24 protein-coding genes are annotated in these 26882 nt (G+C 70.1%); 9 read left to right on the forward strand and 15 right to left on the reverse strand.

What is annotated here, in order from left to right:
• Window positions 1–91: 91 nt before the first annotated feature.
• From dnaG to rpsU, 8 genes are all read right to left on the reverse strand, one after another.
• Window positions 92–1813 carry a DNA primase gene (gene dnaG / locus IB242_RS14620; RefSeq protein WP_192280910.1) on the reverse strand — a complete coding sequence of 574 codons (1722 nt, stop codon included), beginning with the start codon at window positions 1811–1813 and terminating at the stop codon, window positions 92–94.
• Window positions 1814–1904: 91 nt separating this feature from the next.
• Entirely contained in the window at window positions 1905–2834 is a 930-nt protein-coding gene (locus IB242_RS14625; protein WP_192280912.1) for a YihY/virulence factor BrkB family protein, read from the reverse strand.
• Between the two features lie 70 nt (window positions 2835–2904).
• Window positions 2905–3396, reverse strand: a complete 492-nt coding sequence (locus IB242_RS14630; protein WP_192280915.1) for a GNAT family N-acetyltransferase — start codon at window positions 3394–3396, stop codon at window positions 2905–2907.
• A 72-nt stretch (window positions 3397–3468) separates the two neighbouring features.
• Window positions 3469–4602 carry a serine hydrolase gene (locus tag IB242_RS14635; RefSeq protein ID WP_192280918.1) on the reverse strand — a complete coding sequence of 378 codons (1134 nt, stop codon included), beginning with the start codon at window positions 4600–4602 and terminating at the stop codon, window positions 3469–3471.
• Window positions 4599–5714, reverse strand: coding sequence for a serine hydrolase (locus IB242_RS14640; RefSeq protein ID WP_192280921.1), 1116 nt, complete (start codon window positions 5712–5714; stop codon window positions 4599–4601). Before IB242_RS14640 ends, IB242_RS14635 begins: the two co-directional genes overlap by 4 nt.
• A 32-nt stretch (window positions 5715–5746) precedes the next feature.
• Window positions 5747–6913, reverse strand: coding sequence for an acyltransferase family protein (locus IB242_RS14645; protein WP_192280924.1), 1167 nt, complete (start codon window positions 6911–6913; stop codon window positions 5747–5749).
• A 313-nt stretch (window positions 6914–7226) separates the two neighbouring features.
• Window positions 7227–7673 carry a GatB/YqeY domain-containing protein gene (locus IB242_RS14650; protein ID WP_192280927.1) on the reverse strand — a complete coding sequence of 149 codons (447 nt, stop codon included), beginning with the start codon at window positions 7671–7673 and terminating at the stop codon, window positions 7227–7229.
• A 164-nt stretch (window positions 7674–7837) separates the two neighbouring features.
• Window positions 7838–8053, reverse strand: a complete 216-nt coding sequence (gene rpsU, locus IB242_RS14655; protein ID WP_149861347.1) for a 30S ribosomal protein S21 — start codon at window positions 8051–8053, stop codon at window positions 7838–7840.
• A 128-nt stretch (window positions 8054–8181) separates the two neighbouring features.
• Between rpsU and tsaD the strand changes: the two genes are divergently transcribed.
• Complete coding sequence (gene tsaD, locus IB242_RS14660; RefSeq protein WP_192280929.1) at window positions 8182–9207, forward strand: tRNA (adenosine(37)-N6)-threonylcarbamoyltransferase complex transferase subunit TsaD; 1026 nt, start codon at window positions 8182–8184, stop codon at window positions 9205–9207.
• Here the strand turns inward: tsaD and IB242_RS14665 are convergent.
• Window positions 9167–10354 carry a glycosyltransferase family 4 protein gene (locus tag IB242_RS14665; RefSeq protein WP_192280932.1) on the reverse strand — a complete coding sequence of 396 codons (1188 nt, stop codon included), beginning with the start codon at window positions 10352–10354 and terminating at the stop codon, window positions 9167–9169. The two genes, tsaD and IB242_RS14665, sit on opposite strands and share 41 nt — an antisense overlap.
• Before the next feature lie 75 nt (window positions 10355–10429).
• Here IB242_RS14665 and folB point away from each other — a divergent pair, with 75 nt between their 5' ends.
• Window positions 10430–10801: a dihydroneopterin aldolase gene (folB, locus tag IB242_RS14670; RefSeq protein ID WP_192280935.1), complete on the forward strand. Its 372-nt coding sequence runs from the start codon at window positions 10430–10432 to the stop codon at window positions 10799–10801.
• A 7-nt stretch (window positions 10802–10808) separates the two neighbouring features.
• Window positions 10809–12131, forward strand: coding sequence for a mechanosensitive ion channel domain-containing protein (locus IB242_RS14675; RefSeq protein WP_192280938.1), 1323 nt, complete (start codon window positions 10809–10811; stop codon window positions 12129–12131).
• A gap of 39 nt (window positions 12132–12170) precedes the next feature.
• Here IB242_RS14675 and IB242_RS14680 read toward each other — a convergent pair whose 3' ends face one another.
• On the reverse strand, window positions 12171–13355 hold the full coding sequence (locus IB242_RS14680; RefSeq protein ID WP_192280941.1) for a hypothetical protein: 1185 nt from the start codon (window positions 13353–13355) through the stop codon (window positions 12171–12173).
• Window positions 13356–13413: 58 nt separating this feature from the next.
• Here IB242_RS14680 and IB242_RS14685 point away from each other — a divergent pair, with 58 nt between their 5' ends.
• The 3 genes from IB242_RS14685 to IB242_RS14695 are packed head-to-tail and all read left to right on the forward strand — an operon-like array spanning window position 13414 to window position 15353.
• A complete protein-coding gene (locus tag IB242_RS14685) occupies window positions 13414–14223 on the forward strand; it encodes a 20S proteasome subunit A/B (RefSeq protein WP_192280944.1) in 810 nt (269 codons plus the stop codon).
• A gap of 20 nt (window positions 14224–14243) precedes the next feature.
• Window positions 14244–14759, forward strand: a complete 516-nt coding sequence (gene folK, locus IB242_RS14690; protein WP_192280947.1) for a 2-amino-4-hydroxy-6-hydroxymethyldihydropteridine diphosphokinase — start codon at window positions 14244–14246, stop codon at window positions 14757–14759.
• Between the two features lie 45 nt (window positions 14760–14804).
• A complete protein-coding gene (locus IB242_RS14695; RefSeq protein WP_192280950.1) occupies window positions 14805–15353 on the forward strand; it encodes a cytochrome b in 549 nt (182 codons plus the stop codon).
• A 157-nt stretch (window positions 15354–15510) separates the two neighbouring features.
• On the opposite strand, the gene IB242_RS14700 is transcribed toward IB242_RS14695, so the two are convergent.
• Window positions 15511–16245 (reverse strand): pteridine reductase, encoded by a 735-nt coding sequence (locus IB242_RS14700; RefSeq protein WP_192280953.1) that lies wholly within the window; start codon window positions 16243–16245, stop codon window positions 15511–15513.
• Between the two features lie 51 nt (window positions 16246–16296).
• On the opposite strand from IB242_RS14700, the gene IB242_RS14705 reads away from it, so the two are divergent.
• Window positions 16297–17481 carry an SAM-dependent methyltransferase gene (locus IB242_RS14705; RefSeq protein ID WP_192280956.1) on the forward strand — a complete coding sequence of 395 codons (1185 nt, stop codon included), beginning with the start codon at window positions 16297–16299 and terminating at the stop codon, window positions 17479–17481.
• A complete protein-coding gene (locus IB242_RS14710) occupies window positions 17478–17879 on the forward strand; it encodes a VanZ family protein (protein ID WP_192280959.1) in 402 nt (133 codons plus the stop codon). Before IB242_RS14705 ends, IB242_RS14710 begins: the two co-directional genes overlap by 4 nt.
• 16 nt (window positions 17880–17895) lie before the next feature.
• Here the strand turns inward: IB242_RS14710 and IB242_RS14715 are convergent, their stop codons facing one another.
• From IB242_RS14715 to IB242_RS14730, 4 genes are all read right to left on the reverse strand, one after another.
• Entirely contained in the window at window positions 17896–18495 is a 600-nt protein-coding gene (locus IB242_RS14715; RefSeq protein ID WP_192280962.1) for a CPBP family intramembrane glutamic endopeptidase, read from the reverse strand.
• 358 nt (window positions 18496–18853) lie between these two features.
• The gene (locus IB242_RS14720; protein ID WP_192280964.1) at window positions 18854–21187 is read right to left on the reverse strand and encodes a family 20 glycosylhydrolase; all 2334 of its coding nucleotides are present in this window, start codon (window positions 21185–21187) and stop codon (window positions 18854–18856) included.
• Window positions 21188–21322: 135 nt separating this feature from the next.
• Entirely contained in the window at window positions 21323–24034 is a 2712-nt protein-coding gene (locus IB242_RS14725) for a TonB-dependent receptor (protein WP_192280967.1), read from the reverse strand.
• Window positions 24035–24150: 116 nt separating this feature from the next.
• Window positions 24151–25185 (reverse strand): glucokinase family protein, encoded by a 1035-nt coding sequence (locus tag IB242_RS14730; RefSeq protein ID WP_192280970.1) that lies wholly within the window; start codon window positions 25183–25185, stop codon window positions 24151–24153.
• 382 nt (window positions 25186–25567) lie between these two features.
• Between IB242_RS14730 and IB242_RS14735 the strand changes: the two genes are divergently transcribed.
• Entirely contained in the window at window positions 25568–26851 is a 1284-nt protein-coding gene (locus IB242_RS14735; protein WP_192280973.1) for a sugar MFS transporter, read from the forward strand.
• Window positions 26852–26882 lie beyond the last annotated feature (31 nt).

Raw genomic sequence — 26882 nt, forward strand, 5'->3', positions numbered from 1 at the left:
CGGTGCGTACTGACGGACGCTGCTACGGTGATGCGCGTGCCGTCGTGCCAGTCAGCCAGTCTGTGCAGACGCCGCATCCGCCTTCCGCGCCTCAGTGGCGCGCGGCCACCTTGGCCTGCAGCAGCATCCGCAGCTCGTACTTGTCGGTTTCGTCCAGGCCCTGGCTGCGCGACTTCTGCTGCAGTTCGTCGATGCGCTGGCTCAGCGCCTGGCGCTCGAGCTGGACCACGGCGTCGTGCAGCTCGACCGCCCAGCTGGCCTCGTCGCCGGGCAGCACCTGGGTGGCCAGCTTGCGCAGCGCGTCGGCCTGCTCGTGTTCGGCGAAGTGCTCGAGCAGGCTGCCGGTGCGCATGTCCGGGCGCTGGACGATCAATTCCAGCATCTGCAGCAGCAGCGGCACGCCGGGCTGGCGCAGATCGGCGAAGCGGTAGGGCTGCTCCACGCCCAGCGCAAGCGGGGGATGTTGCAGCAGCAGCGCGATCGCGCTGCGCACCAGGCTGCGCTTCTGTACCGGGGCGACGCCGCGTCGGGCTGGCGGCGGGGCGGTGGCCGCCGCCGCGGCGCCGACGCCGGTCATCCGCTGCAGCTCCTGCCGCATCAGGTCGGCGAAGGCGCCATCGGGAATCTGCGCCAGCATCGGGCGCGCGCGTTCGGCCAGGCGGGCGCGCCCGTCCAGCGTGCCCAGGTTGATCTCGCGGCCGATCTCGTCGAAGAAGAACTGCGACAGCGGCAACGCCTGCGCCAGCCGCGCGTCGAAGCCGGCGGCGCCTTCCTTGCGCACGATGGTGTCCGGGTCCTCGCCGTCGGGCAGGAACAGGAACATCGCCTGGCGGCCGTCCTTCATCCGCGGCAGCACCGACTCGACCGCGCGCCACGCGGCACGACGGCCGGCGGCGTCGCCGTCGAAGCAGAAGTACACATCGGCCGCGTTGCGGAACAGCAGCTCGGCATGGTCGCCGGTGGTGGCGGTGCCGAGCGTGGCCACGGCCTGGGTGACGCCGTACTGGAACAGCGCGACCACGTCCATGTAGCCCTCGACCACGATCAGCCGTTCCAGCTTCTGGTTGGCCTGGCGCGCCTGCCACAGGCCGTACAGCTCGCGGCCCTTGTGGAACAGCGGCGTCTCGGGCGAGTTCAGGTACTTGGGGCCGTCGTCGCCGCCGAGCACGCGTCCGCCGAAGGCGATCACCCGGCCGCGGCGGTCGTGGATCGGGAACATCACCCGGTCGCGGAACTTGTCGTAGACGTGGCCGCGGTCGTTCTTCGACAGCATGCCGGTGCGCTCGAGCAGCTTGAGCCGGCGCTCGTCGCTGCCGAGGGTGTCCTTCAGCGTCGAATAGCCTTCGGGCGCATAGCCGATGCCGAAGCGGGCGCGGTTCTCGGCATCCACGCCGCGTCCGTCCAGGTAGGCCAGCGCGCGCGGACTGTCGGCCAGCGCGCGCTGGAACAGCTTGGCCGCCGCCTCCAGCGCCGCGTACTGGTCGCGCAGGTCGCTGTCCTGGTTGTTCTGTCTGGTCTCGCGCGGGACCTCGATGCCGGCGCGCTTGGCCAGTTCCTCGATCGCGTCGAGGAACTCGAGGCGGTCGTAGTTCATCAGGAAGCTGATCGCGGTGCCGTGCGCGCCGCAGCCGAAGCAGTGGTAGAACTGCTTGGTCGGCGAGACGTAGAACGAGGGCGTGCGCTCGTCGTGGAACGGGCACGGCGCGGTGTACTCGCGGCCCTTGCGCTTGAGCGGGACCCGCGCGCTGATCACCTCGACGATGTCGCTGCGCGCGATCAGGTCGTCGATGAACGCGTCGGACAGTCGGGCCATGCGCGTAGTGTATCCGGCCGCCCCGGCGAGGTGGCCTGTAGACGCCGGGAGGGTCCGCCGCACCGTCGCGTCCGGCGACGTCCGACGTCGCCTAGCGCAGCGGCGCCCCGGAATCCGGTGGCGGCGCCTGCGGCCGGCCCTGGTCGTCCAGCCCGGCCGCCTCCAGCCTGCGGTGGGAGTGCATGCGCTCGTCGATCACCGCGGTGATCAGGGCGCCGACGAAGAACACCACCGCCGCGTAGTACATCCAGAACAGCAGCAGCACCAGCGCGCCCATCGAGCCGTAGGCGCTGCCCGGGGCGGCCTCGGCCAGGTAGAAGCCGATCAGGTAACGGCCCAGCGCGAACAGGCCGGCGGTGATCGCGCCGCCCAGCCAGGCCTGGCGCCAGGCCACGCGCCGGTCGGGCAGGTAGTGGTAGAGGAAGGCGAAGGCCATCGCGTACAGCAGCAGCGTGGTCACGTAGCCGACCGCCGGCAGCAGCGACGGCAGCTGGGCGAACACCACCTGCACCGCGGTGGTGGCGATCATCGACACGATCAGCAGGAAGCCCAGGCCCAGCACCACGCCCAGCGAGAACACGCGCTTGCGCAGCCAGGCGCGCAGCCCGCCCAGCTGCTGGCCGCCGGTGCGGAAGATCAGGTTCAGCGCGCCCTGCAGCTGGGCGAACACCACGGTCGAGCCGACGAACAGCAGCGCGGTGCTCCACAGCCCGGCCAGCGAGCCCACGCTGGGCTGGTCGGTGGCGTTGCGGATCACCGTTTCGGCCACGGTCGCCGCGTTGGCGCCGGCCAGCCCTGAAATCTGCGCGACCAGCGATTCCTGCGCCGGCGGATACAGCGAGGCGGTCAGCCACAGCAGCAGCACCAGCAGCGGCGCCAGGGACAGCAGCGTGTAGAACGACAGCGACGCCGCCTGGGTCATCAGGTCGGCCTCGACGAAGCGCTTGACCATCGCGGCCGGCAGGCTCTGTTCGAGGCGTTCGATGTGCCGCTGCAGGCGGCTGCGGGTGGGAACGGACATGCGGTGCCGGGTGGGACGGGACCCCAGCTTCGATCCGCGTCCGTTGATGCGGCGTGAGCGGTGCGCCGGATCAGGCGGGATGCGCGGCCAGCATCCGCAGCGCATCGCCCTGCACGCGCTGCACCGTCCACTCGTCCATCGGTACCGCGCCGAGGCTGCGGTAGAACGCGATCGACGGCGCGTTCCAGTCCAGCACCGACCATTCGAAGCGGCCGTAGCCGCGCTCCACGCACAGGCCGGCCAGATGCACCATCAGGCGCTTGCCGATGCCGCGTCCGCGGAAGGCCGGACGCACGAACAGGTCTTCCAGGTACAGGCCGGGCTTGCCGAGGAAGGTGGAGAAGCTGGCGAAGAACAGGGCGAAGCCGGCCGGCTGGCCATCGGCCTCGGCGATCACCACCTCGATCACCGGGCGCGGGCCGAACAGCGCCTTGAACAGGTCTTCCTCGCTGGCCACGGCCTCGTGCGCCAGCCGTTCGTACTCGGCCAGTTCGCCGATCAGCGCGAGGATCAGCGGCAGGTCGTCACGGCGCGCAGGGCGCAGGGTGATGGCATCGGGCATGGCATTGGCTCGCGGCGGAAGGGGAGCACGCAGTGTGCGGTGTCGCCGCCGGCAATGCAGCCGGCGTGCGGCTCAGCGCTGCGCCAGGTCCGTGCGCATGCCGCCGAGCGCGCGGCCCAGCGCCTGGAACGCCTGCTCGGCTGCGGCCAGCTCGCCGAAGTCCTCGGCGCAGGCGACCACGATCGTGGCGCCATCGCGGCCCAGCGCGGGATCGAGGATGCCGACGTTGCAGGCGCGCTGCTGCTGGGTACCCGTCTTCTGCGCGAACGGGGTGCCGGCCGGCAGGCCTGCCTGGATCCGCCTGCCGCCGGTGCTGATCGCCTGCATGTGCCGGTACAGCAGCGCGCGGCTGTCGTCCTGCAGCAGTTCGCCGGCTGCCAGGCGCTCGAGCATGCGCGCGAAGGCCGGCAGCGTCGCCGCGTTGCGTCCGCTGGCGTAGTAGTCGTCGAACACGTCCTGCAGCGTGTCGGCCTTCAGTTCGCTGCGCGGTACGTCGAGCGCATCGGCCAGCGCCTGCAGCCGCGCCTCGCCGGCCTCGGCATCGCGCAGCGCCACGATCTGCTGCGGGGCGAGATCGGCCACGCCCGGATGCAGCGCGCCGTAGGCGTCGTAGCGCACCTGCTGGATCGTGGTGACCGGGCCGAAGCCGTCGCCGGCCCATGCGCCGATGCGCGCGTTGAGGTGGTCTTCGCCCAGCCGGCGGATCAGCATGTCCGTGGCGGTGCTGTCGCTGTCGCGCAGCGATTTCTCCAGCAGCGTGCCGACGGAAAAGCGCTCGCCGGGCGTGTGCTGCAGCATGTCGCCGGCGCCGTCGACCATGTCCTCGGCGCGCAGCACGAGTTCCTCGTCCAGGGTCAGGCGGCCGGCATCGACTTCCTCCAGCACGGCGATCGCGACCGGCACCTTGATCGTCGAGGACAGGTACCACGCGCGGCCTTCGCCGCCGTCGAAGCTGCCGGCCTGGGGGCCGAAGCGGGACACGTGCACGCCGAAGCGGCCGGGCATCGCCGCATCGATGCGCACCACTTCGTCGCCGAGCGCCACCGCCCACGCCGGCGGCTCGCCGACATCGGGTGAGGCGTCCGGTGCGCTCTGCTGCTGCGCCTGCCGTTCGACCGGCGAGGGCGGTTCCTGACGGCAGGCGCCCAGCAGCAGGACGGACAGGCAGGCTGCCAGCGGCAGCAGGCGCGGAAGGTTCATCGTCATGGCGGCGCTCGCGGGTCGGAGACGGTCGGAACCGGCGGGGCATCCACGAATACCCCGGATGCGGTGACGGCTGCGCCAACAGCGCGCAGCGCACGTTCGCCCGCGGCGGTGCCGCTGCCACGCGCGCAGGCGGCGATCACCACGTGCGCGGGCTGCGCGCGCTGGCCGGGCGTCGCCGGCAGCTGGACGATGCCCAGATCGCAGGTGCGGTGGTACTGGGTGCCGGTCTTGTGCGCGAACCGCGTGCCGGCCGGCAGCCCCGCGCGGATGCGGCGGCGGCCGGTCTGCACGCGCTCCATCGTGTCCAGCAGCCACGCGGTCGTCTGCGGCCGCAATGCCTTGCCTTCCACCAGCGTCGCCAGCATGCGCCCGTAGTCGACCAGCGTCGCGCTGTTGACGTGGGTCGCGTAGTAGGCCTCGAACGCGTCGCCCAGGTCGGTCTGCGCGAATGCATCCGGGGTGACGGCGAGCAGCTCGGCCAGCCGGCTCACCCGCGCCGGTCCGGCCGGGCTGCGCTGCAGCGCGAGCAGGTCGCGCGAGCGCAGCGCGGAGGCGCCTGGATGGAACTGCCCGTAGGCCAGGCGCCGCACGTCGGCGAGCGTGGTGATCTGGACGCATGCGTCGATCAGGTGCGCGGCCACCTCGTTGACCTGCTCCAGGCCGACTGTGCGGATCAGCACGTCGGTGGCCGTGTTGTCGCTGTGGATGATCATCTGCTCGAGCAGGTACGACACGCGCAGCCGGCTGCCGGGACCGAACGCGTTGGTGCCGCCGGCGCCGTCGACGAAATCGTCCTCCAGCAGGGACAGCCGGGTGTCCAGCGTCAGTCCGCCGCGATCGATTTCGCGCAGGACCGCGATCGCCACCGGCACCTTCACCCCGGAGGCGAGGTACCACGGCTCCTCGGCCTGGTATGAGTAGGACTCGCCGCGCTCCAGGTGCAGCACATAGACGCCGATGTCGCCGGGATGGCGCGCATCGGCCGCGCGCAGGCGCTGCTCCAGCGTCACGGTCCAGGCCGGCACGGGCAGCGCGCTGGCGGGCGGGGGAGCGGGAAGCGGCTGTGCCGCGGCGATACCGGCTGCGGCCAGCGCTGCGATACAGGTGGCCATGCGCGATCGCAGGCGAACGCACCGCCGCCGCATCAGCGCGCTCCGTCGCGCTGTCGTGTGCTGGCGAGCGCGCGCTTGCCGGACTGCCACAGCCAGATCCACAGCGCGGTGACCAGGATCAGGCCGATGCCGGTCAGCAGCGCCTGCTGATAGGGCACCGCCTGGTACCAGCCCAGCGTGGTCCGCAGCAGCAGGAAGATCACCGAGATATGCACGATGAAGGCCATCAGCGCATCGCTGCCGACCGTGGTCACCGGCTGCAGGCAGCGTGCCAGCAGGTTGCCGCCGGCGATCGCCAGGGCGAGCAGCAGCAGCGCGCCGCCGACGCTGAACAGCGAGAACAGCAGGCCGGGCGGATGCTTGCCATCGTTGCCGCCGATCGCCACCAGCGTCGCGTGCAGGTCGTCGCCGGCACCCAGGACGAAGCCGCCCAGCAGGACCAGGCCGGCCAACGCAATGCCGCCGGCCAGCGCCATGCGCGCGGCGGTCGCGCCGTGGTGGCGCAGCAGCAGCCCACCCAGCAGCAGCCCGATCAGCACCAGCGGCAGCCGCGAGAGCTGGCCCCAGGTGTAGTAGTCCGGATGCTCGACCAGCAGCGCCTGCAGCTGCGGCACGCCGCCGAATCCGGTCTGCTGCGGCAGCCACCACGCCAGCCAGATCACCGGCAGCGGACTGAGCCAGCGCAGCCATGCGGGCGTCCTGGCCCACAGCGGCAGCAGCCACGGAATCCACAGCAGGGCGATGGCGTAGAAACCGAGGATCTCCACGAACGACGGGAAATCGCGGTACAGCAGCGTGTCGACGATCTCGTCGCGGCTGCGGTCCCACAGCTCCACTACGGTCAGCGCCTTGTACCAGAACAGCACCAGCAGGCCGCGCCAGAGCAGGGCGTTGCGCCGCCGCGGCCAGTCCTCCTGTCCGGTCCTGGGCACGAAGGCCACCGCCAGCGCCACGCCGAACACGATGAAGAACAGCGAGGAGGAGAACTTGGTCGCCGCATGCACCGGTACCTGGCCCCAGTCCGGGAACGCGGAGTAGGGCATCAGGCCGTTGGTGGCGTGCGAGACGATCATCAGGCACACCGCCAGGCCGCGTGCGAAGTCGATCGCCGCGATCCGGCGCTGGCTGGCCACGCGGGGTGCCGCGATGGCGCTGGCCGATGCCGTCCGCTCCGTGGCGACGCTTGCCGGCGCGCTCATCGGGCGACCGCCGTCGCCGCCTGCGGCCCTGCCGTCGCGGCGGTCAGGGGAGCCGCGAGCGCAGACGGTGCCGGGGCAGGATCACCACAGCCGTTCCGCCATGCATCGGCGTCGGCGGGCATGGCGGAGACGCCGCGGCGTCGGAAGGAGGGCATGGCGGCCATGTCGTCGCGTCCGGTGCAGGAGCGGCCCATTCCAGCAGCGCCGCCGTGACGGCAGGGTCAGGCGCGGTGATGGCGCCTGGCCTGGAGCGGGCGCCCATGCGAAGACGCCCGGCGCGTGGCCGGGCGTCGTGCTGCAGCGTGCCGCTGGATCAGCCGGCGAGGCGCTGCTTGACCAGGGTCGAGACCAGGCCCATGTCGGCCTGTCCGGCCAGCTGCGGCTTCAGCACGCCCATCAGCTTGCCCATGTCGGCCGGGCCGGCGGCGCCGGTCTGGGCGATGGCGGCATCGATGACCGCCGCGATCGCGGCCTCGTCCATCTTCGCCGGCAGGTAGCGCTCGATCACCACGATCTCGCCGCGCTCGACCTCGGCCAGGTCCTCGCGGCTGGCGGCCTCGTACTGGGTCACCGAGTCCTTGCGCTGCTTGACCATCTTGTCCAGCACGGCCACGACCTGGGCATCGTCCAGCTCGATGCGCTCGTCGACTTCCTTCTGCTTGATCGCGGCATTGATCAGGCGGATCACGCCGAGACTGTGCTTGTCGCCGGACTTCATGGCGGCCTTCATCTCGTCGGTCAGTCGTTGCTTCAGGCTCATCGTGCACCTCGTTGTGCGGTGGTTCTCAAGGACGGGCGGACGCGGCACCGTCGCGCCGGGCATGCGTGAAACACAAAAAGCCGGTCACGCGCGAGCGTGCCGGCTTGTTGCGGAGCATCGGACGAAGGCGGCCCGGAGGGGCGCCAACCCCGCTGCTGCGTGACTCAGTACAGGCGCTGACGCTTGGTGACGTCGCGCGACATGCGACGCAGCTGGCGCTTCACCGCGGCGGCGGCCTTGCGCTTGCGCTCCTGGGTCGGCTTCTCGTAGAACTCGCGCTTGCGGGTTTCGGCCAGGACACCGGCCTTCTCGCAGGTGCGCTTGAAGCGACGCAGCGCAAACTCGAAGGGCTCGTTCTCGCGGACTTTGACGCTGGGCATGGAATCTCCGGACACAAAATAACCGGGACCGACCCGGTGAGCCGCGCATCATAGCCCTGCCTTCCGGGCAATGCAAGCGCGATGTCGCGGTCTGGCATCCGGCGGCAGGCAGCCCCATCCTTGTCGGCATGAAAGTCCTCGGCATCGAATCCTCCTGCGACGAAACCGGCGTGGCGGTCTACGACACCGGCCGGTCCGGCGCCGCCGGCCTGCGCGCCCATGCGGTCTACAGCCAGATCGCGCTGCACGCCGAGTACGGCGGCGTGGTGCCGGAACTGGCCAGCCGCGACCACGTGCGCAAGCTGCTGCCGCTGATCCGCCAGACCCTGGCCGAGGCCGGCCTGACCGTGGCCGATCTCGATGGCGTGGCCTATACCGCCGGCCCGGGCCTGGTCGGCGCGCTGCTGGTCGGCGCCGGCACCGCGCGCGCGCTGGCCTGGGCGCTGGACGTGCCGGCGGTGGGCGTGCACCACATGGAAGGCCACCTGCTGGCGCCGCTGATGGAGGACGACCCGCCGCAGCCGCCGTTCGTCGCGCTGCTGGTCTCCGGCGGGCATACCCAGCTGGTCGCGGTCGAGGCGATCGGCCGCTACCGGTTGCTGGGCGAGACCCTGGACGATGCCGCCGGCGAGGCCTTCGACAAGACCGCCAAGCTGATGGGGCTGCCGTATCCGGGCGGTCCGCAGCTGGCCGCGCTGGCTGAACAGGGCACGCCCGGCAGCTACCGCTTCGCACGGCCGATGACCGACCGGCCCGGCCTGGATTTCAGCTTCAGCGGCCTGAAGACCCAGGTGCTGCTGGCCTGGCAGAAATCCGACCAGGTCGCGCAGACCCGGGCCGACATCGCGCGCGGCTTCGAGGATGCGGTGGTCGAGACGCTGGCGATCAAGTGCCAGCGCGCGCTGGACACGGCCGGCAGCGACACCCTGGTGGTCGCCGGCGGCGTGGGCGCCAACAAGCGCCTGCGGGCGCAGCTGCAGCAGATGTGCGCGAAGCGTGGCGGGCGCGCGTGTTTCCCGCGGCCGTCACTGTGCACCGACAACGGCGCGATGATCGCGTTCGCCGGTGCGCTGCGGCTTCAGGCCGGCCAGCACGAGGGCGCGGAAGTGAAGGTCACTCCGCGCTGGGACATGGCGGCGCTGCCGGCGGTGTGAGTGGCCGCGCGCCGCGTGCGCGCAGCATCCCGTCGAACAAGGCCTGCCAGCGGGCCATCACCGCCGCGCTGGAGAACCGCTGCACGTTGCGGTAGGCCGCATCGCCCATGGCCTGCCGCAATAGCGCATCGCCGAGCAGCCGGTCCAGCCGCTCCGCCAGCTGCGCGACATCGCCGCTGTCGACCAGGAAGCCGTCCTCGCCATCGGCGATGATGTCGCGCGGCCCGCTGTGGCAGTCGAACGCGACCACCGGTACCCCGCAGGTCATCGCCTCGATCAGGACCATGCCGAAGCCTTCGTAGCGCGAACTCAGTGCGAGGACCGAACCACCGAGCAGGACCTCGCGCACCTCGTCGGTGGCGCCCTCCAGCGCGACGCTGCCGGACACGCCCAGGCGGGCTGCCAGACGGGCCAGACCGGTCTTGTCGCCGGGGCCGACGATGTGCAGCCTGCTGTCCGGGTGCCGCGCGGCGATCCGCGCCCAGGCCCGCAGCAGCAGGTCGAAACGCTTCTGCCGGGTATTGCGCCCAAGCGCGAGCACGCGCGCGCCATCCAGCGCCGCGCGTGGCCCGTTCGGAAAGCTCTGCGCGTTGGGAATCACCGCGATGTTGTCCAGCGCGCCCCAGGCCTGCCGGTCCTCCTCGGTCAGCACCACGAACCGGTCGTAGCGGGCGATCAGCGCGTAGTCGGCATGCTTGTACAGCCGCAGCAGGCCGCGCAGCAGCGGAATCCGCTCCAGCCCGTACAGGTACTGCGCGCTCTTGTGCTTGGCGAAATGCAGTTCCAGCAGCGTGGCGCTGCCGCCGGCCACCGCATGCACGTGCCGCGACCACGTGTCGAACATCGAGACGACGATGTCGCTGCCGATCTGCGCCAGCACGCGTGCGGCGGCATCCAGGAACTGCCTGCGACGGGCGCGTGCGCGCAGTCGCGCCGACAGCCCCTTGCGGTACAGGTGCTCGCAGTCCAGCGACCACATGCGGACGCCGGGATGGAAGGCGAAGAAGGTCGGGCGTCCAGCAGTGCTGCCGATCGAGACGATGTGCACCTCGTGGCCGGCCTCGGCGAGCGCGTTGCACTTGTTGGCCAGCACGCGTTCCATCCCGCCGTGCGCGGTGACGTCCTTGAGGAAATACGTGATCTTCACTGCAACAGGCCCGACCGCGTTGGCGCGTGGGCGCAATCGTACATGTAAACTGGAGCGCGACATCGGCGGGGCGCTATGGACAAGGTATTCATCGAAGGGCTGGAGATCGACGCGCTGATCGGCATCTACGACTGGGAGCGCCGGATCCGCCAGACCCTGCGCTTCGATCTGGAGATGGCCTTCGACAACCGCGTTCCGGCGGCCAGCGACGACATCGCCCACACCCTGGACTACAAGGCGGTCAGCAAGCGCCTGATCGCCTTCGTGCAGCAGTCCGATTACGGGCTGGTGGAGACGCTGGCCGAGCGTTGCGCGGCGATCGTGCTGGACGAGTTCCGGGTGCCGTGGGTGCGGCTGAAACTGAGCAAGCCCGGCGCCGTGCGTGGTGCGCAGGCGGTGGGCGTGATGATCGAACGGTCGCGGACGGACGCGACGCAGCAGGAGTAGCACGGCAATGGCGGTGATGGCGGTGGCGGGAACGGCGGCAGCGGCGACGATCCGGTGGCTGGATGGACTCGAGAGCGCGCTTCAGCCGTATCCCTGGGCCTATTCACTGTTGACGCTGGGCGCGCTCGCGCTTGCCGCATGGCTGGCCAATTTCGTCACCAAACGGATCCTGCTGCGCGGCCTGCGCCGCGTGCTGGGCCTGCTGGCCGGCGGCTCCGACAGCGATCGGAGCGTGCCGCTGCGGGTGATCTCGCGCCTGGCCAACGTGGTACCGGCGCTGGTGATCTCGGCCGGCATCGGCTGGGTGCCGGAACTGCCGCCGGCCCTGGTGGCGTTCGTCCACGGCGCGTGCAAGGTCTGGGTGGTGCTGACCGTGGCGCTGGCGGTCTCGCACGCGCTGGACGCGCTGAACCTGGTCTACGAGCGCCGCCCCGACGCGCGCAACAAGCCGATCAAGGGCTACCTGCAGGTGGCCAAGATCGTGGTGTTCGTGCTCGCGGGTCTGTCGATCGTGGCGACGCTGGCCGGCGTCAAGATGCTGCACCTGATCACCGGTCTGGGCGCGGCCACCGCGGTGCTGATGCTGATCTTCCAGGACACGATCCTGTCGCTGGTGGCCAGCGTGCAGATCAGCGGCGACGGCCGCGTGCGCCTGGGCGACTGGATCGAGATGCCCAGCCAGAACGCGGACGGCGACGTGATCGACATCGCGCTGCATACGGTCACCGTGCAGAACTGGGACAAGACCGTCACCACGATCCCGACCAAGAAGCTGATCAGCGAGTCGTTCAAGAACTGGCGCGGCATGCAGGAATCGGGTGGGCGCCGGATCAAGCGTGCGCTGTACCTGGACCAGTCCAGCGTGCGCTTCCTCGACCCGGCCGAGCAGGCCGATCTGAAGCGCTTCGCGCTGCTGCGCGACTATCTGGCCGACAAGGAGCGCGAGCTGGCCGAGTGGAACGGGCGGCTGGCGCCGGACGAGGCGCTGCCGGTCAATGCGCGCCGGGTCACCAACCTGGGCACCTTCCGCGCGTACGTGCAGCAGTACCTGCGCAAGCATCCGGGCATCAACCAGGACATGACCCAGCTGGTGCGGCAGCTGCAGCCCGGCTCGACCGGCCTGCCACTGGAGGTCTACTGCTTCACCGCCAGCGTGGCCTGGGCGGTGTACGAGGGCACGCAGTCGGACATCTTCGACCACCTGATGGCGATCCTGCCGGAGTTCGGCCTGCGCGTGTTCCAGGAGCCCAGCGGCGCCGATTTCCGCACGCTGCTGGCGGCCGGGGCCGCGTCACCGCCCGCGCCAGCAGGCCCGCAGCAGCGCGCCTGACCGGCATCACCCGCGGCAGCGGGCGGAGCCTCCGCGGATTCAGCGGCAGGCCACGCCTGGCTGCGGTACGAATCCTGGATGATCGGCGAGGCGCACCACGCCGACGCGGCCCTGCAGGTCTGCGCGCGAGCGGAAGTAGCGCTCGGCCCGTGCCACATAATCGTCCGGCGCCGCCACGTCGCAGACGCCGAAGCGGGCCATGTCGACCGGATCCAGCGTGTACATGTAGCCGCCGTCCGTCCCGGTGACCCGCGGCAGCTCCAGATGGTCGCCCAGGCACAGCAGGCGGTCGTCGATGCCGCTGCCGTCGAAGATCCGGCGATGGCCGGCCTTGGTGTCCCGGACGGTCTGCACGAACTGCGCCGCATGCGCTTCCAGATCCTGCTCGAACTGCCTGCGGACGTCCTCGTCGGTGCCGGCGGTGCGCGCCTCCGAGCGCTCGATCCGGAGCGCGCCGCCATAGTTGTGCCGCAGCCAGCCGCGCCAGTACGCCGGATCTTCGGAGAATCCGGTCGGGCAGGAGTTGTGGAACATCACCAGGCTGCCGGGAGCGATGGTCCTGCTGCGCGCGGGCACGAAAAGATAGTTGGCGCAGGAGGAGCCGCAGCCACGGCCGACGACCTCCACCGCCAGGCCGCGCGCGTGCACCGCCTCCCCGGCCGCGATCGCGGCGACCGCGTCGCCGCCGCGCGAGGTGACCACCAGGCGCGACACCGTCGCCGGCGCCGCCACCAGCGCCTGCAGCAGCCGGTTCACGTCGCGCACCTCGAGCGCGCCGTAGTAGTGCAGCGCATCGCCTTCGACGAAGACCTGTGCCGGCTCGCTGTCCCAGTCGGGTGCCGGCTTCGCCGCGTCCTGCGCGCGTGCGGGCACGGCGAGGGCGAGGGCCATCAGCAACGTGAATGCGCTCCACTCCATCTGCATGCGTGTCGTCCGGCTCCGCTGTGTTGCGCCGAGTGTGAGCGGGGCGATGCCGGCTGTCACGGCCGGGTCCACCCGGCGGCCGGTGCAATTCGTCCGCGGGCCGTCGATCCCGTCCTCGTGCCCGGCGCAGCGCGCATGCCGGCGAATGACGGCGCGCCCGCCCTCAACGCTGGCGCCGGCTCGGGAGGCCCTGCGCGGATGGGCATCGCATCTGCATCGCGCGACACGCCAAGCGCCATGCTGCCGCCCTTCTGAAAAGGAGATGCCACGCGCGCAGCGGCGCATGGCGTCCAGGCCCAACCTAGCCATCCCCGGCGGTGCTGAATAGAATCGCGCTGCACAGCATCATGGGCCCGTCATGACCTACTGCGTCGGCATCGAAGTGGACGAAGGCCTGGTCTTCGCCGCTGACACCCGGACCAACGCCTCGCTCGACGACGTGCGCGTGCATCGCAAGCTGCACACGTTCGAGTATCCGGGCGAGCGCGCGCTGGTGGTGATGAGCTCGGGCAATCTGGCCACCACCCAGCTGGCGATCTCGCGCTTGCGGCGCGATGCCGACGACCCGGCCGCCGCACGCAGCCTGCGCAGCTTCCGGCACCTGTTCGAGGTGGCCGAGTACGTCGGCGAGGTGCTGGTGGCCAGCCAGGTCCAGCTCAGCGAGGAAGACCGGCACAACGGCATCAGCACCCAGGCCACGTTGATCCTCGGTGGCCAGATCGCCGGCGAGCGGCCGGGGCTGTACATGGTCTATTCGCTGGGCAACTGCATTTCGGCCTCGCCGGAGACCCCGTACCTGCAGATCGGCGAGTCCAAGTACGGCAAGCCGATCCTGGACCGCATCATCCGCGCCGATACCCGGCTGGAGGACGCCGCGCGCTGCGCGCTGGTGTCGATCGACTCGACCATCCGCTCCAACCTGTCGGTGGGCCTGCCGGTGGACCTTGCGGTGCTGCGCGCGGGCGACCTGCGCATCAGCCAGCAGATGCGGCTGGACGCCGATACGCCGCTGTTCGCCGAGATCCATGGCACCTGGTCGCGCAAGCTCGAGCATGCGGTGCGGACGCTGCCGCGCTTCCCGTGGGAGCCCGCACTGGACGAAGCGGCGGACGAGGCGCAGGATGCGTCGCCATCGCACGGCGGCGCCGGCCCGGCCCCGCGTCCGTAGCACAGGACCACGCAGACGCCATGCATCCAGTCAGCGACAACGGGGAAGGCGCACCGGTGCGTGTGCTGCTCAGTCTTGGCAGCAACATCGAACCGCAGCGCCACCTGCGCGCGGCGATGGAGGCGCTGGCCGCCCGGTTCGGCACCCTGACCGCCTCGCCCGCCTACAGCACGCCGGCGGTCGGCTTCGACGGTGCGCGGTTCCTCAACAACGCGGTGGCGTTGGAGACGGCGATGCCGCTGCAGGCCCTGGAAGACTGGCTGCATGCACTGGAGGACGCGCACGGCCGCGACCGCAGCGGCCCACGCCTGAGCGACCGGACCCTGGATGTGGACGTGGTGTTCTACGGCGATCTCGTCCAGCGCGATGGCGACAAGGTCAGGATCCCGCGGCCTGAGCTGAAGCACGCCTTCGTGCTCAAACCGCTGGCCGACATCGCCCCCGACTTCGTCGATCCGCTCAGTGGCCGCGCGCTGGAAGCGCTGTGGCGCGCGCATCCGCAGCATGCCGATGCCTTCGACGTGTTGCCGCTGTAGCGCGACGCGTCGCTCCCGACTTTATCTATTGATGGACCTTGCCCGATGACATCCCGCTGGCTTGACTCGCCTGAACGTTATGGCCTGGTCTCGCGTCTGCTGCACTGGTCGATGGCCGCGCTGCTGCTGTGGCAGTACATCGGCATGACGGTGAAGATCGTGCTCGGCCGGCATGCGCTGACCGCGTTCCTGGTCGGCACCCACAAGCCGGTCGGCACCGTGCTGATGCTGCTGATCCTGCTGCGTGGCGTGTGGGGGCTGTCGCAGTGGCGTCGGCGTCCGCCGCATCCGGCCGGCGCGGTCAGGCGGCTGGCTGCGCTTGGCCATGCGCTGCTGTACGCGTTGATGGCGTGGATTCCGCTGGTCGCGCTGCTGCGCGAGTACGGCAAGGGACGCGGCTTCGCCCCGTTCGGCATGCCGCTGTTCCCGCAGACCGGCCAGGAGATCGGCTGGATGCTGTGGCCGGCCGACTTGTCGCACGGGGTGCTGGCGTGGGTGCTGCTGGCGCTGGTCGCCGGGCATGTGGCGATGGTCGCGCTGCACCAGGTCTGGTGGCGGGACGCCACCCTGTCGCGGATGGCCGGCAGGCTGTAGGCGGCGCGCTGGCCGCGTCGGCGATGCTGTCGCTGCGATCCTTGCATGGCCGCGGCATGCGGGCCGGTCACGGAAAGCACGGCACCGGCGTCGATGCGCGACGTGGTGCGGCCGGCAGGGCGCGCGGTGCAGTGCGAGTGATGGTGGACGCGCGCGCCTAGTCGCGGCCGCCGTCGACGTGCAGGACCTGGCCGGTGATGTAACCGGCATCGGCCGACAGCAGAAAGCGTACCGCCGCGGCGATGTCGTCGGCCTCGCCGGTCCGGCCCAGCGCAGTCGCATCGAGGATCGCCTGGCGTGCCGCGTCGTCCTTGCCGTGCTCCGGCCACAGGATCGCACCGGGCGCGACCGCGTTGACCCGCACCCGGGGCGCCAGTTCCAGCGCCAGGCTGCGGGTCAGTGAGACCAGCGCGGCCTTCGCCGCGCTGTACAGCGGGTGCCCGGCCAGTGGCCGCCCGGCATGCAGATCGGCGAGGTTGACGATCGCGCCGCCGGCTGCACGCAGATGCGGGGCGGCCGCCTGCGCCAGGAACAGCGGCGCACGCGCGTTGACCGCGAACAGGTCGTCCCACTGCGCCGGTGTCGCCACGCCCAGCGGGGTCGGATAGAAGTTGGAGGCGTTGTTGACCAGCGCATCGAGCCGGCCGTAGTGGCCGACCGTCCGTGCGACAAGCTCGGGAAGACGGTCGAACGCGCGCAGATCGGCGCTCAGCACCAGCACGCTGCCGGTGCTGAGCGCGTCGAGTTTGGCGGCCAGCGCCGCCATTTCCGCCTGCGAACTGTGGTGGTGCAGGGCCAGGTCGTAGCCGGCCGCATGCAGCTGGCGCGCGATCGCCGCACCGATGCGGCGGGCGGCGCCGGTGACCAGGGCGACGGGTCGGGATTCGCTCATGCGTCAGGCTCGCTCGGCTATGCTGGCCATTGTCCCTTCTGTTCCATGCCGATGCACGCCGATCTGCCGCCCCCCGATACCGAAGCCCTGCAGCACAGCGATGAACTGGCCGCGCGCCTGCGCGCCACGATCATGCAGGAAGGCGGCAGCATCCCGTTCTCGCGGTTCATGGAGCTGGCGCTGTACGCGCCCGGGTACGGCTACTACAGCGCCGGCAGCACCAAGTTCGGCGCCGCCGGTGATTTCGTCACCGCGCCCGAGCAGGGCCGGCTGTTCGCGGCCACCGTCTCCAACGTGCTGGCCGACGCGCTGCGCCAGCTCGGCCCCCAAGCGCGCGTGCTCGAACTCGGCGGCGGCAGCGGCGTGTTCGCCGAGGTCGCGCTGAAGCGGTTGCTGGCGCTGGATGCGCTGCCGGACCGCTACGCCATCCTCGAGCCGAGCGCCGACCTGCGCGAGCGCCAGCGCGAGCACCTGCAGCGTGCGCTGACGCCGACCGTGTTCGAGCTGGTCGAGTGGCTGGATGGCCCGTTCGACGACGAATGGAACGGCGTGCTGTTCGCCAACGAGGTCATCGACGCATTGCCGACGCCGCGCTTCACCCTGCGCGATGGCGAGGTGATGGAGGAGCATGTCGCGCTCGATGGCGATGGCCGCTTCGTCCGCAGCGACCGCCCGGCCGATCCGCTGATGGCCGCGGCCGTGCGTCACGTCGAGCGCTACCTGGAAACGCCGTTCGCCGAGGGCTACCGCTCCGAGCTGCTGCCGCAGCTGCCGTACTGGATCCAGGCGGTGGCCGGCGGGCTGCGCTCGGGCGCGATGCTGTTCGTCGATTACGGCTACAGCCGCCGCGAGTACTACCAGCACGACCGCAGCGACGGCACCGTGCGCGCGTTCTACCGGCACCGCATGCATGGCGACGTGCTGCGCTGGCCGGGCCTGCAGGACATCACCGCCTCGGTCGATTTCACCGCGCTGGCCGAGGCCGGGACCGGTGCCGGCTTCGACCTGGCCGGCTACTGCAGCCAGGCCAGCTTCCTGCTCGGCAACGGGCTGGACGTGCTGCTGGCCGAGGCCGAATCGCGCAGCGACGAGGTCGGCCAGCTGCGCCTGCGCCAGGAGGTCAAGCGCCTGACCATGCCCGAGCACATGGGCGAGCGCTTCCAGGCCATGGCGTTCTCGCGCGACATCGAACTGGGCCAGGCGTTCCTGCTCGGCGATCTCACCTGGCGCCTGTGAGCATGGCGGCACCGCGGGTGTTGAAGCCGCTGCGCTGGCCGGCGTTCTGGGTCGCGTTGTGGGGCGTGGCGGTGCTGGTGGTGGTGGTCGGCAGCCTGAGCGCACCGGTGACGCTGGAACTGCCGCGCAACAGCGACAAGGTCCAGCACCTCCTCGCCTACGGGCTGCTGGCCGCGTCGGCGGTGCAGCTGTTCGCCGACCGGCACTGGCGCCGGGTCGGCCTGGGCCTGGTGCTGCTGGGCGTCGCGCTGGAGTTCGCCCAGGGCGCGCTGACCGACAACCGCCAGGCCGATCCCTGGGACGCGCTGGCCAACACCGTCGGCGTGCTGCTGGGGCTGTCCACGCGGCTGACGCCGCTGCGCGACCTGCTGCTGCGCTGCGTGCCTGCGCGCCGCTGAGCGCGCGTCCGCGCGATCAATCGCGATCCGGCAAGGCGTCGACGAAGGCAGCTGCGCGCCGCTTCTCGTGCCAGCGGCAGCCCTGGACGACCGCGGCGGCCACGGACAGCGGCCAGACGACGGACAGCAGCACATGCCAGGCCCCGTCGGGATCGATGCTGGCGACGCCGCTGGCGGGCACCAGCAGCATCGCGCCGAGCGGCCCGGCGGAGAACAGCAGCTGCGTCACCGCGTTCCAGCCCAGATGCATGCCGGGCGGCGCGGCGATCGAACCGGTGGTAGTGAACGCGCGGGCCAGCATCAGGCCGATCGCACCGGTCATCACCAGCACGTAGGCCATCGCGACCGGTTGCCCGAGGACGTCGGCACTGAACCAGTGGTAGATCCCGAACGCGGCCGCGTCGAGCCACACCGCGCGCCGTGGGCCCAACCAGCGCACCGCCCGGTACAGCAGACAGCCGCGAAACAGCAGCTCCTCGTACACGACCGAATCGAGCACGAATCTGGCGCCCTGCAGCAGGGTGGAAGGAGCGGCGTCCGCGTTGGCGATGAAGCTGTCGCCGGTGGCGAGCGCACCGCCCAGTTGCTGCACGGCGGCGGCGAGGCCGAGCAGCATGGCACCTGCCGCGAACTCGACGCCTCAGCGCGCCGGCCTGTCGATTCCCAGTGCCGACAAGCCCTTGCCGTCCAGGCGAAGGCGCATCCAGCTGACGCCAGCAAGACGACTCCGATCATCGCGCTTGCGCCATCCATGAGGGGGCGCGTCGCTCCGTGTGATCGGGTGAGTGCGCGGTGGCGGCAACTACGCCGGCGGCAGCGGACACGCGTCGGGTGCGTGACCGGTTCATGGCGCGACCGGTCGCGATGCAGGCGGCGCCCTTGTCGGCGCACCGGCGCAGCAATGCGGTGGACATGCCGCGATCGCGTGCCGGCCATCAACGGCCGGCACGGCGTTCGCCCGGACCGCGCGTTGCTCAGCGCGGCACGAGGGTGGCCCGGTCCAGCACCCACATCCGTGGCCGGGTGTCGCCGGTGAAGCGCAGGCACAGGTCGCGGCGGCCGGCGATGTCGGCGGGCAGTGGCGCGGTGACCTCGATGAAGCCATCGGCGCCGGTTGCGGCGGGCAGCGGCACGCTGGCCAGGCGGTCGCCACCGCAGCCATCGGCATGGATGTCGAGTTCGCCGTGGACGGAACGCGCCGGTTCGAAGCGGCGTGCCGGTTCGTCGTGGGCCAGCTGGAAGTAGTACGGGATCCGCCCGGCACGCACCCTGACCGCGGCGATGCCGGTCAGGTCGGCGCCGTTCCACTGCGAGCACGGGTAGAAGATCGTGGTGTTGAAGATCGCGCGCTCGCCGTCGGCCGGGACGTCGTCCTCGAGCCGGAGCAGCAGTGCACCGGCATCGGGGCACAGGTCGAGCTGTTCGTCGGTGCGGCTCAGCAGCGCGGCAGCGTCGTAGGCGAAGCTGCGCGACGCCGCCAGCGGACGGCCCTGGGCGAAGGCCGCCGTGCGCACCTGCGCCGGCAGGCGCAGCTGCAGCGGGGTGGTGTAAACCGCCGCATCCGTGCCCGGCTCGCTGCCATCGGTGGTGTAACGCACCTCGTAGCCCAGCGGGTTGGCCAGCGTCACCTCGACCGTGCCGGCGGCACGCTCGTCCTTTGCGACCGCATCGACCTGGAATGGCGTCTGCGCGTAGCCGATGTTCCAGCGCCGGTAGCGCTCCAGCTGCACCGGCAGGCGTTCGAGGAAGCCGGCGTAGTCCTTCGATGCCTGCGGGCTCCAGCCGGTTTCGGCCACGGCGGCCAGGCGCGGGAACATGTGGTGCTGCAGGCGCGCGAAGGTGCGGGTGTGCTCGGTCCACAGATTGGCCTGCAGGCCGAGGATGTGGTGGTGCTGGCTGGCTTCCAGCTCTGCCGGCACCGGCTCGAAGTCGTAGACCTGCTGCAGCGTGATCGTCGCCGGGCGCCCCGGCGGCTCGTCGGGCGAGGACGTCTGCAGGTAGTCCAGATACAGCGACGACACCGGCGACATCACCACGTCATGGCCGGCACGTGCGGCCTGCAGGCCGCCTTCGGTGCCGCGCCAGGACATCACCGTGGCCTCGGCCGGCAGGGGCGCTTCGAGGATCTCGTCCCAGCCGATCAGGCGTTTGCCGTGGCCGGCCAGGAACTTCTCCAGCCGCGCGACCATCACGCCCTGCATCGCCATCTCATCCCTGGCGCCGAACTCGCGCATGCGCTGCTGCACGCGGGCCGAGGCCTCCCACTGGTCCTTGACCGCCTCGTCGCCGCCGATGTGGAAATAGGTGCCCGGGAACAGCGGGATCATCTCGGCGATCACGTTCTCGAGGAATTCGAAGGTGGCGTCCTCGACGTTGAACAGATTCGGGAACACGCCCCATTCGCTGGACGGCACCAGCGGCTGGTCGGTGGTGCCCAGTTCCGGATAGGCGGCGATCGCCGCGGTGGCATGGCCGGGCACGTCGAACTCGGGAACGACGGTGATCTGGCGCGCGGCCGCATAGGCGACCACGTCGCGGATCTGGTCCTGGGTGTAGAAGCCGCAGTACGGGCGCGGCTGGCCGGTCGCCGGCTCGATGCCGCCGTCGCCGGCCGGGATGCGGCAGCCGCCGATCTCGGTGAGCTTCGGATACCGCTTGATCTCGATGCGCCAGCCCTGGTCGTCGGTCAGATGCCAGTGCAGGGTGTTGAGCTTGTGCAGCGCCATCGCATCGATGACCTGCTTGGTTTCTTCCACGGTCCAGAAATGACGCGCGGGGTCGAGCATGAAGCCGCGCCAGCCGAAGCGCGGCGCGTCCTCGATGCGCACCGCCGGCACCACCAGTGCGGCATCGGCGTCCACGGACGAGGTGGCCAGCTGCAGCAGCGTCATCGCGCCGTAGAACAGCCCGCGCGGCGTGCCCGCGCTGATGCGGACGCCGTCGGCATCGGACTGCAGTACATAGCCTTCGGGATGGCCGTCGGCCTGGGTCGGGTCGATCGTGAAGCGGATGCCGCCGGTCCTGCCGTCGTCGGCGATCGAGAGTGCCGGACCCTTGCCCTTCGCCAACAGGTCGACGAACTGCGTGGCGACCGCCTGCGCGCCGTCGCCTTCGGCCAGCAGCGGTGTCTGCGCCGTGATCGTGTACCGGCCCTGGGCCGGTGTCAGCGATGCGGGGGCCGGGATGAGGACGGATGCGGCCACCGTCGCCGCATCCGGCACGCTGCTGGCGTTCCCTGACGCCGTGCATGCCGTCGACAGGGCGAGTGCGGCCACCAGCAGGAGGCGCGAATGGGCGAATGGATGCATGTGCTGCCTGGTCGTGTGAGGCGGGACACGGCACCGTCCCGCGGGAGTGTCGCCCGGCGACGACCGGCCATTGCAGGCCGGTCGTCCCCGGGAGCCTGGCGGTGACGGGGCCAATCCGCCAGGCCGGTGCGCCGGTCAGTAGCTGACGCGCAGGTTCAGGTAGTACTGGCGCCCATTGGCATAGAACGCGTAGGGCAGGTACCCGGCATCGCTGTCGGTGTAGTACTTGTAGGTCGGGTTGTTGAGGTTCAGGCCATCGACCGAGACCGACAACCAGTCGGTGAAGCGGTACGACAGCGACGCCGAGAGGTTGCCGACGCTCTTCTGGTAGAAGTCGTCGGTACGGCTGACGCCGGCGAAGAAGTCGTCGCGCCAGGTCCAGCTCACGCGCGCGCTCAGCCGGTCGTTCTCGAAGTAGCCGGCGAGGTTGTAGGTGCTCTTGGAGGTGCCGTTGAGCGGCGCGCCGTCGGTGGTCTCGCCATCGGCCCAGGTGTAGTTGGCCGAGACGCCGAACCACTCGCCGATCGGCTGCTGGTAAGCCAGTTCGAAGCCCTTGATCTTGCCGTTGGTGTTGACCGGGACGGAGACCTCGTAGTCGGCGTACACGGGGGTGCCCGCGGCGAGGCTCGCCGCCTGGTCGAGGTACTGGATGGTGGTGGTGCCGAAGTTGATGTAATCGTCCAGCTGCATCGCGAACACGCCGAACGAGAGCAGCGCACGCGGTGCGAAGTACCACTCGATGGCCGCGTCGTAGTTGGTCGAGATGATCGGATCCAGCTGCGGATTGCCGCCGCTGCCGGTGTGGGTCAGGTCGGCCAGCGACAGGGAGCCGGCCAGCGCCGAGTAGTCCGGACGGGTCATGGTCTGCGACACGGCGAAGCGCGTCACCAGGTCGTCGGACAGGTTGATCTTGATGTTGGCGCTGGGCAGCAGGCGCTTGTAGTCGTTCTGTTCCACGATCGGCAGATAGTCGCCGAACGCCGACCCGGTGACCGCGCCGGGGATGCCCGAGCCGACAGGAAGGGCCTGGTTGTAGCGGACATCGGTCCTGGTGCTGACGTAGCGCAGGCCGAAGTTGCCGCTCCACGCCGTGCCTTCCAGATTCGCCTGGAGGTAGGCGGCGCCGATCTTCTCCTTCACGCCGTAGACGTCGGAGAAGTAGAAGCGCGAGACCGGATCGCGGTTGGCGAAGCGCTCGTTGAGATCCGCGAGCTGCTCCGGCGTGTAGTACCAGATGCCGCCGGGGAAGCTGCCGCCCAGATCGCTGCCGTAGTCGCCCGGATAGACGCCACCGGTAGTCGGGTAGTTGCCGATGTCGTTCCAGTCGGTGGCGAAGTTCGGGCCCTGCGCGATCTCGAAGTCGTTGCGGCGCTCGTGCTCGGAGTAGCGCGCGCCGAAGTCCAGCGAGCTCAGCACGCTGCTGGCGTCGGCGAACAACGTGGCATCGGCCGCGAACCAGTCCTCCTCGTCGCGTACGTCGATGGCCTGGCCGCCGAAGATCCAGCCGCTGCCGATCATGTGGTTGGAGGGCGTGTTGTTGCCGCCCAGCGTCCAGTCGATCGGGTCGCCGAGACCCCCCATCGACCAGCTCGCGCCGCCATTGGGCGCCAGCCCGGTTTCGATCACGTCCTGGGTCGGGCTGCTGCCCTTGCCCTGGGTGGTGCCCAGCTGGAACTTCAGCGTGAGGTTGTCGGTCGCCTGCCAGTCGGTGTCGAGCGTCACGTACTTCGACTCGGAGGACGCACCGGGACGGGAGATCATGTCGTACACGCCGTAGGGCGTCGGCGCGGCCGGGTCGCCCACGCCGGATGCGTAGGTCGCCTGGGTCAGCACGCCGTTGCGGATCACGTAGCCCGGCTGCGGCGCCCGGGTGTTCGCGAACTGGCTGGTCCACAGCATGTAGTTGCGGTTGTAGTTGTCCGCTTCGAGCTTGGAATAGAACGCGTTGAGGTTCAGCGACAGCGTATCGGTCGGCTTGACCTGGATCCCCAGCACGCCACCCTTCCGCTCGCGCTGCTGCTCGAAGTAGGTGGCACCGAGCAGGTTCGGGTAGTACACGCCGGCCAGATCCGGATTGGTCGCCACCACCGCCGCGTCGTCCGCGATCTGGCCGTAGCCGCCGACGACCTCCTGGCCGTCGCGGCGCAGACTGCGCTTCTCGACGAAGCCCTGCACCATCACGCCGAAGGTGTTGGCGTCGTTCTTCCAGTTCAGCAGGCCGCTGAACTGGGGCTCGGTGTCGCCGGGCAGGTCCGAATAGACCGCGCCGAGCGAGGCTTCTGCGGTGAACGGATCGGCGAAGTTGAGCGGCTTGCGGGTGACGATGTTGACCGAGCCGGCGCTGCCGCCTTCGACCAGCTTCGCTTCCGAGCTCTTGTGCACCACGACCTGCTCGACGATCTCGGCCGGCAGCAGCGAGTAGCTGACGCTGCGGCCGACGTTGGCGACCTGGCTCAGCACGAACCAGTCGCCGGTGCCGACGGTATGGCCGTTGACCAGGGTCTGGGTCAGGCTCGGATTGGTGCCGCGCAGGCTCACCCGGTCGGCCTCGTCGAATGCGCCCTCGCTCGCGCTGGACGAGCTGATGTTCACGCCCGGCAGCTCGCGCAGCGTGTCGGCGACGTTCTTGGCGGGCAGCTTGCCGATGTCCTCCGCGGTGATGACGTCGACGTGGGACTGCGCGTCGCGCTTGGTATCCAGCGAGCGCTCCAGGCTGCCGCGGATGCCGGTCACGACCACCGTGTCGAGCTCGGTCGGATCGGCGTCGGGAGCCGGCTGCTGCGCCTGCGCGGAAAAGGCCAGGCATGAGGTGACGGCGACGAACAGAATGCTCTTGCGGTACTTCATGATGTCTCTCCTCATCATTGTCTGAGTGGGCCGGGCGATCCCGGCGACGACTGCTTCAGGCGCGATGGCCGGACCGTGCCTCGCGCGCATTCCCCTGGTCCTGCAGACCCCGATCCTTAGTCCCGCTCCTGCATTCCCGATTCCAGATACCAGCTGGCCGCGCCGATCACGCCCAGCTGGCCGTGTTCCACCAGGCGCACCGATACCCGCTCCAGCGCTTCGCGCATCGGCCCCTTGTTGAGGAAGCGCGCGACGAAGTCGCTGCGCAGCAGGTAGTCGCGGATGTGCGGCAGGATGCCGCCGGCCAGGTACACACTCTGCACGCCGTAGAGCAGGGCCATGTCGCCGACCGCGCTGCCGAGCAGGCCGCAGAACACGTCCAGCGCCTCGCGCGCCCGGGCGTCGCTGCCCTCCAGCGCGGCGGCGGTGATGTCGCCCGGCCGTGCGAACCGCGGCGCATCGCCACGCAGCGCGCACAGCGCGGTGTAGATGTTGAGCAGCCCGGGTCCGGACAGCGCGTGCTCGATCGGCACATGGCTGCGCTGGCGCAGCATCTCCCGCAGCAGGTCCATTTCCAGGTCGGTGCCTGCGGCAAGCGCGGCCTGGCCCGGCTCGGTCGCCAGCACCACCGGCCGTGCGCCGGTGGGGATCCAGACCGCGCCGCCCAGGCCGGTGCCCGGGCCCAGGACCAGCGCCGGACCGCGCGCGGCCTGCTCCGGGCCGGTCAGGCGCAGCACGGCATTGGCGTCGAGCTGGGCGACCGCATGGGCGACGGCTTCGAAATCGTTGACCAGGTGCACGCTGCTCAGGCCGGTCTGCTCGCGGATCCGCGCCGGCGACAGCGGCCACGGCAGGTTGGCGGTGATGACGGTGCCGTCTTCGAGGGGAAAGCCGGCGCTGGCGATCACCGCGACGTGCACCCGGGTACCGGCGTCGAGCCCGTCGAGGAACTCGCGGACGATGTCGGACAGGCTGGCGTAGTCGGCACAGCGGAACTTGCTGTAGGCCTGCACGCGGACCGGATGGCCGGCGTCGCCGCTGGCGTCGACCAGTCCGATCCGCACATGGGTGCCGCCGACATCGGCGGCGATGAAAGGCGCGGGGGACCGGCTGGACGCCGGGACGAGGGTGGCATTGGCAGCTGCGGACACGCGGTTTCCCCGTTGCAGGTGATGGGCCCGACGCCATGCGTGGACCGACGGATTGGGCCGGAGTGTGGAAGTGCTCTGACAACGATGTCAACAGCCGATGACAGAGAAAATGGCATGACCTCGGGCTTCGCACCAAAAGCGGCGAACTGCGCAGGCCGCAACGGCGATTGCGCACAAAACCGGTGCTATTCAAGTCAAAAACGGTCCCTATTCAGTTCCTTGTGCGCCGTGCAACGTGCTGCATGGCAGCATGCGACGGCGCGTTGCGGTCCATCCGGCGGTTGACAAGCCGTGCCTGCCCACGGAAAGAATGTGACAACGTTGTTCCCGCTTGTCCGGTGCCTGCCGGACCACAGTCCACTGCCGGGGAGGCATAGACGGGATGTCCGCAACCACCGCCGCGCAACCGCGCACCAGCCTGGCCACCTCGATCGCGATCGTCGGCGGCCTGTTCTTCATCATCGGCTTCTTCACCTGGATCAACGGACCGCTGATCACCTTCGTCAAGCTCGCTTTCGACGTCAGCGAGATCTCGGCGTTCCTGGTGCTGATGGTGTTCTACCTGTCGTACTTCTTCCTGGCGTTGCCCTCGTCATGGATCCTGCGGATCACCGGCATGAAGAAGGGACTGGCGCTGAGCCTGGCGGTGATGGCGGTGGGCGCGATGATGTTCGGCGAGTTCGCCACGCGGCGCTGGTTCGGCGGCGCGCTGTCGGGCCTGTTCGTGATCGGTGGCGGGCTGGCGCTGCTGCAGACCGCGGTCAATCCCTACATCAGCATCCTCGGCCCGATCGAGAGCGCGGCGCGGCGGATCGCGCTGATGGGCATCTGCAACAAGATCGCAGGCATCCTCGCACCGGTGGTCCTGGGTTCGTTCGTGCTGCATGGCGTCGGCGATCTCGCCGCGCAGGTCGAGGCTGCCGATGCCGCCACGCGCACGCAGCTGCTGACCGACTTCGCCACCAAGATCCACACGCCGTATCTGGTGATGGCCGGCGTGCTGCTGGTGATCTCCATCTGCGTATTGTTCTCGCCGCTGCCGGAACTCCGTACCGCCGATGCCAATGCCACCCCTGCCGGAGGCGCAGGGGCGCGCAGCAGCATCTTCCAGTTCCCGCACCTGTGGCTGGGCGTGTGCTGCCTGTTCGTCTACGTCGGCGTGGAAGTGCTGGCCGGCGATGCGATCGGCACCTACGGGCATGCATTCGGCCTGCCGCTGGACCAGACCAAGTTCTTCACCTCGTTCACCCTCGGCGCGATGCTGCTCGGCTACCTGGTCGGCCTGGCGCTGATTCCCCGCGTGGTCTCGCAGGAGCGCTGGCTGAGCGTGTCGGCGGTGCTGGGCGTGCTGTTTTCGCTGGGCGCGCTGTTCACCCACGGCTACGTGTCGGTGGGCTTCGTCGCCGCGCTGGGCTTCGCCAACGCGATGATGTGGCCGGCGATCTTCCCGCTGGCGATCCGCGGGCTGGGCCGCTTCACCGAGATCGGCTCGGCGCTGCTGATCATGGGCATCGCCGGCGGCGCGATCATCCCGCAGCTGTTCGCGGTGCTCAAGCAGCATGCCGACTTCCAGCTGGTGTTCGCCGGGCTGACCGTGCCCTGCTATCTGTACATCCTGTACTACGCGCTGCGCGGGCACCGTGCCGGGCTCACCGGCGGGCGCTGATGCGCGCATGATGGACAGATACCGGAGAGGA

The sequence above is a fragment of the Xanthomonas sp. XNM01 genome (assembly GCF_014851915.1).
GTDB lineage: Bacteria > Pseudomonadota > Gammaproteobacteria > Xanthomonadales > Xanthomonadaceae > Pseudoxanthomonas.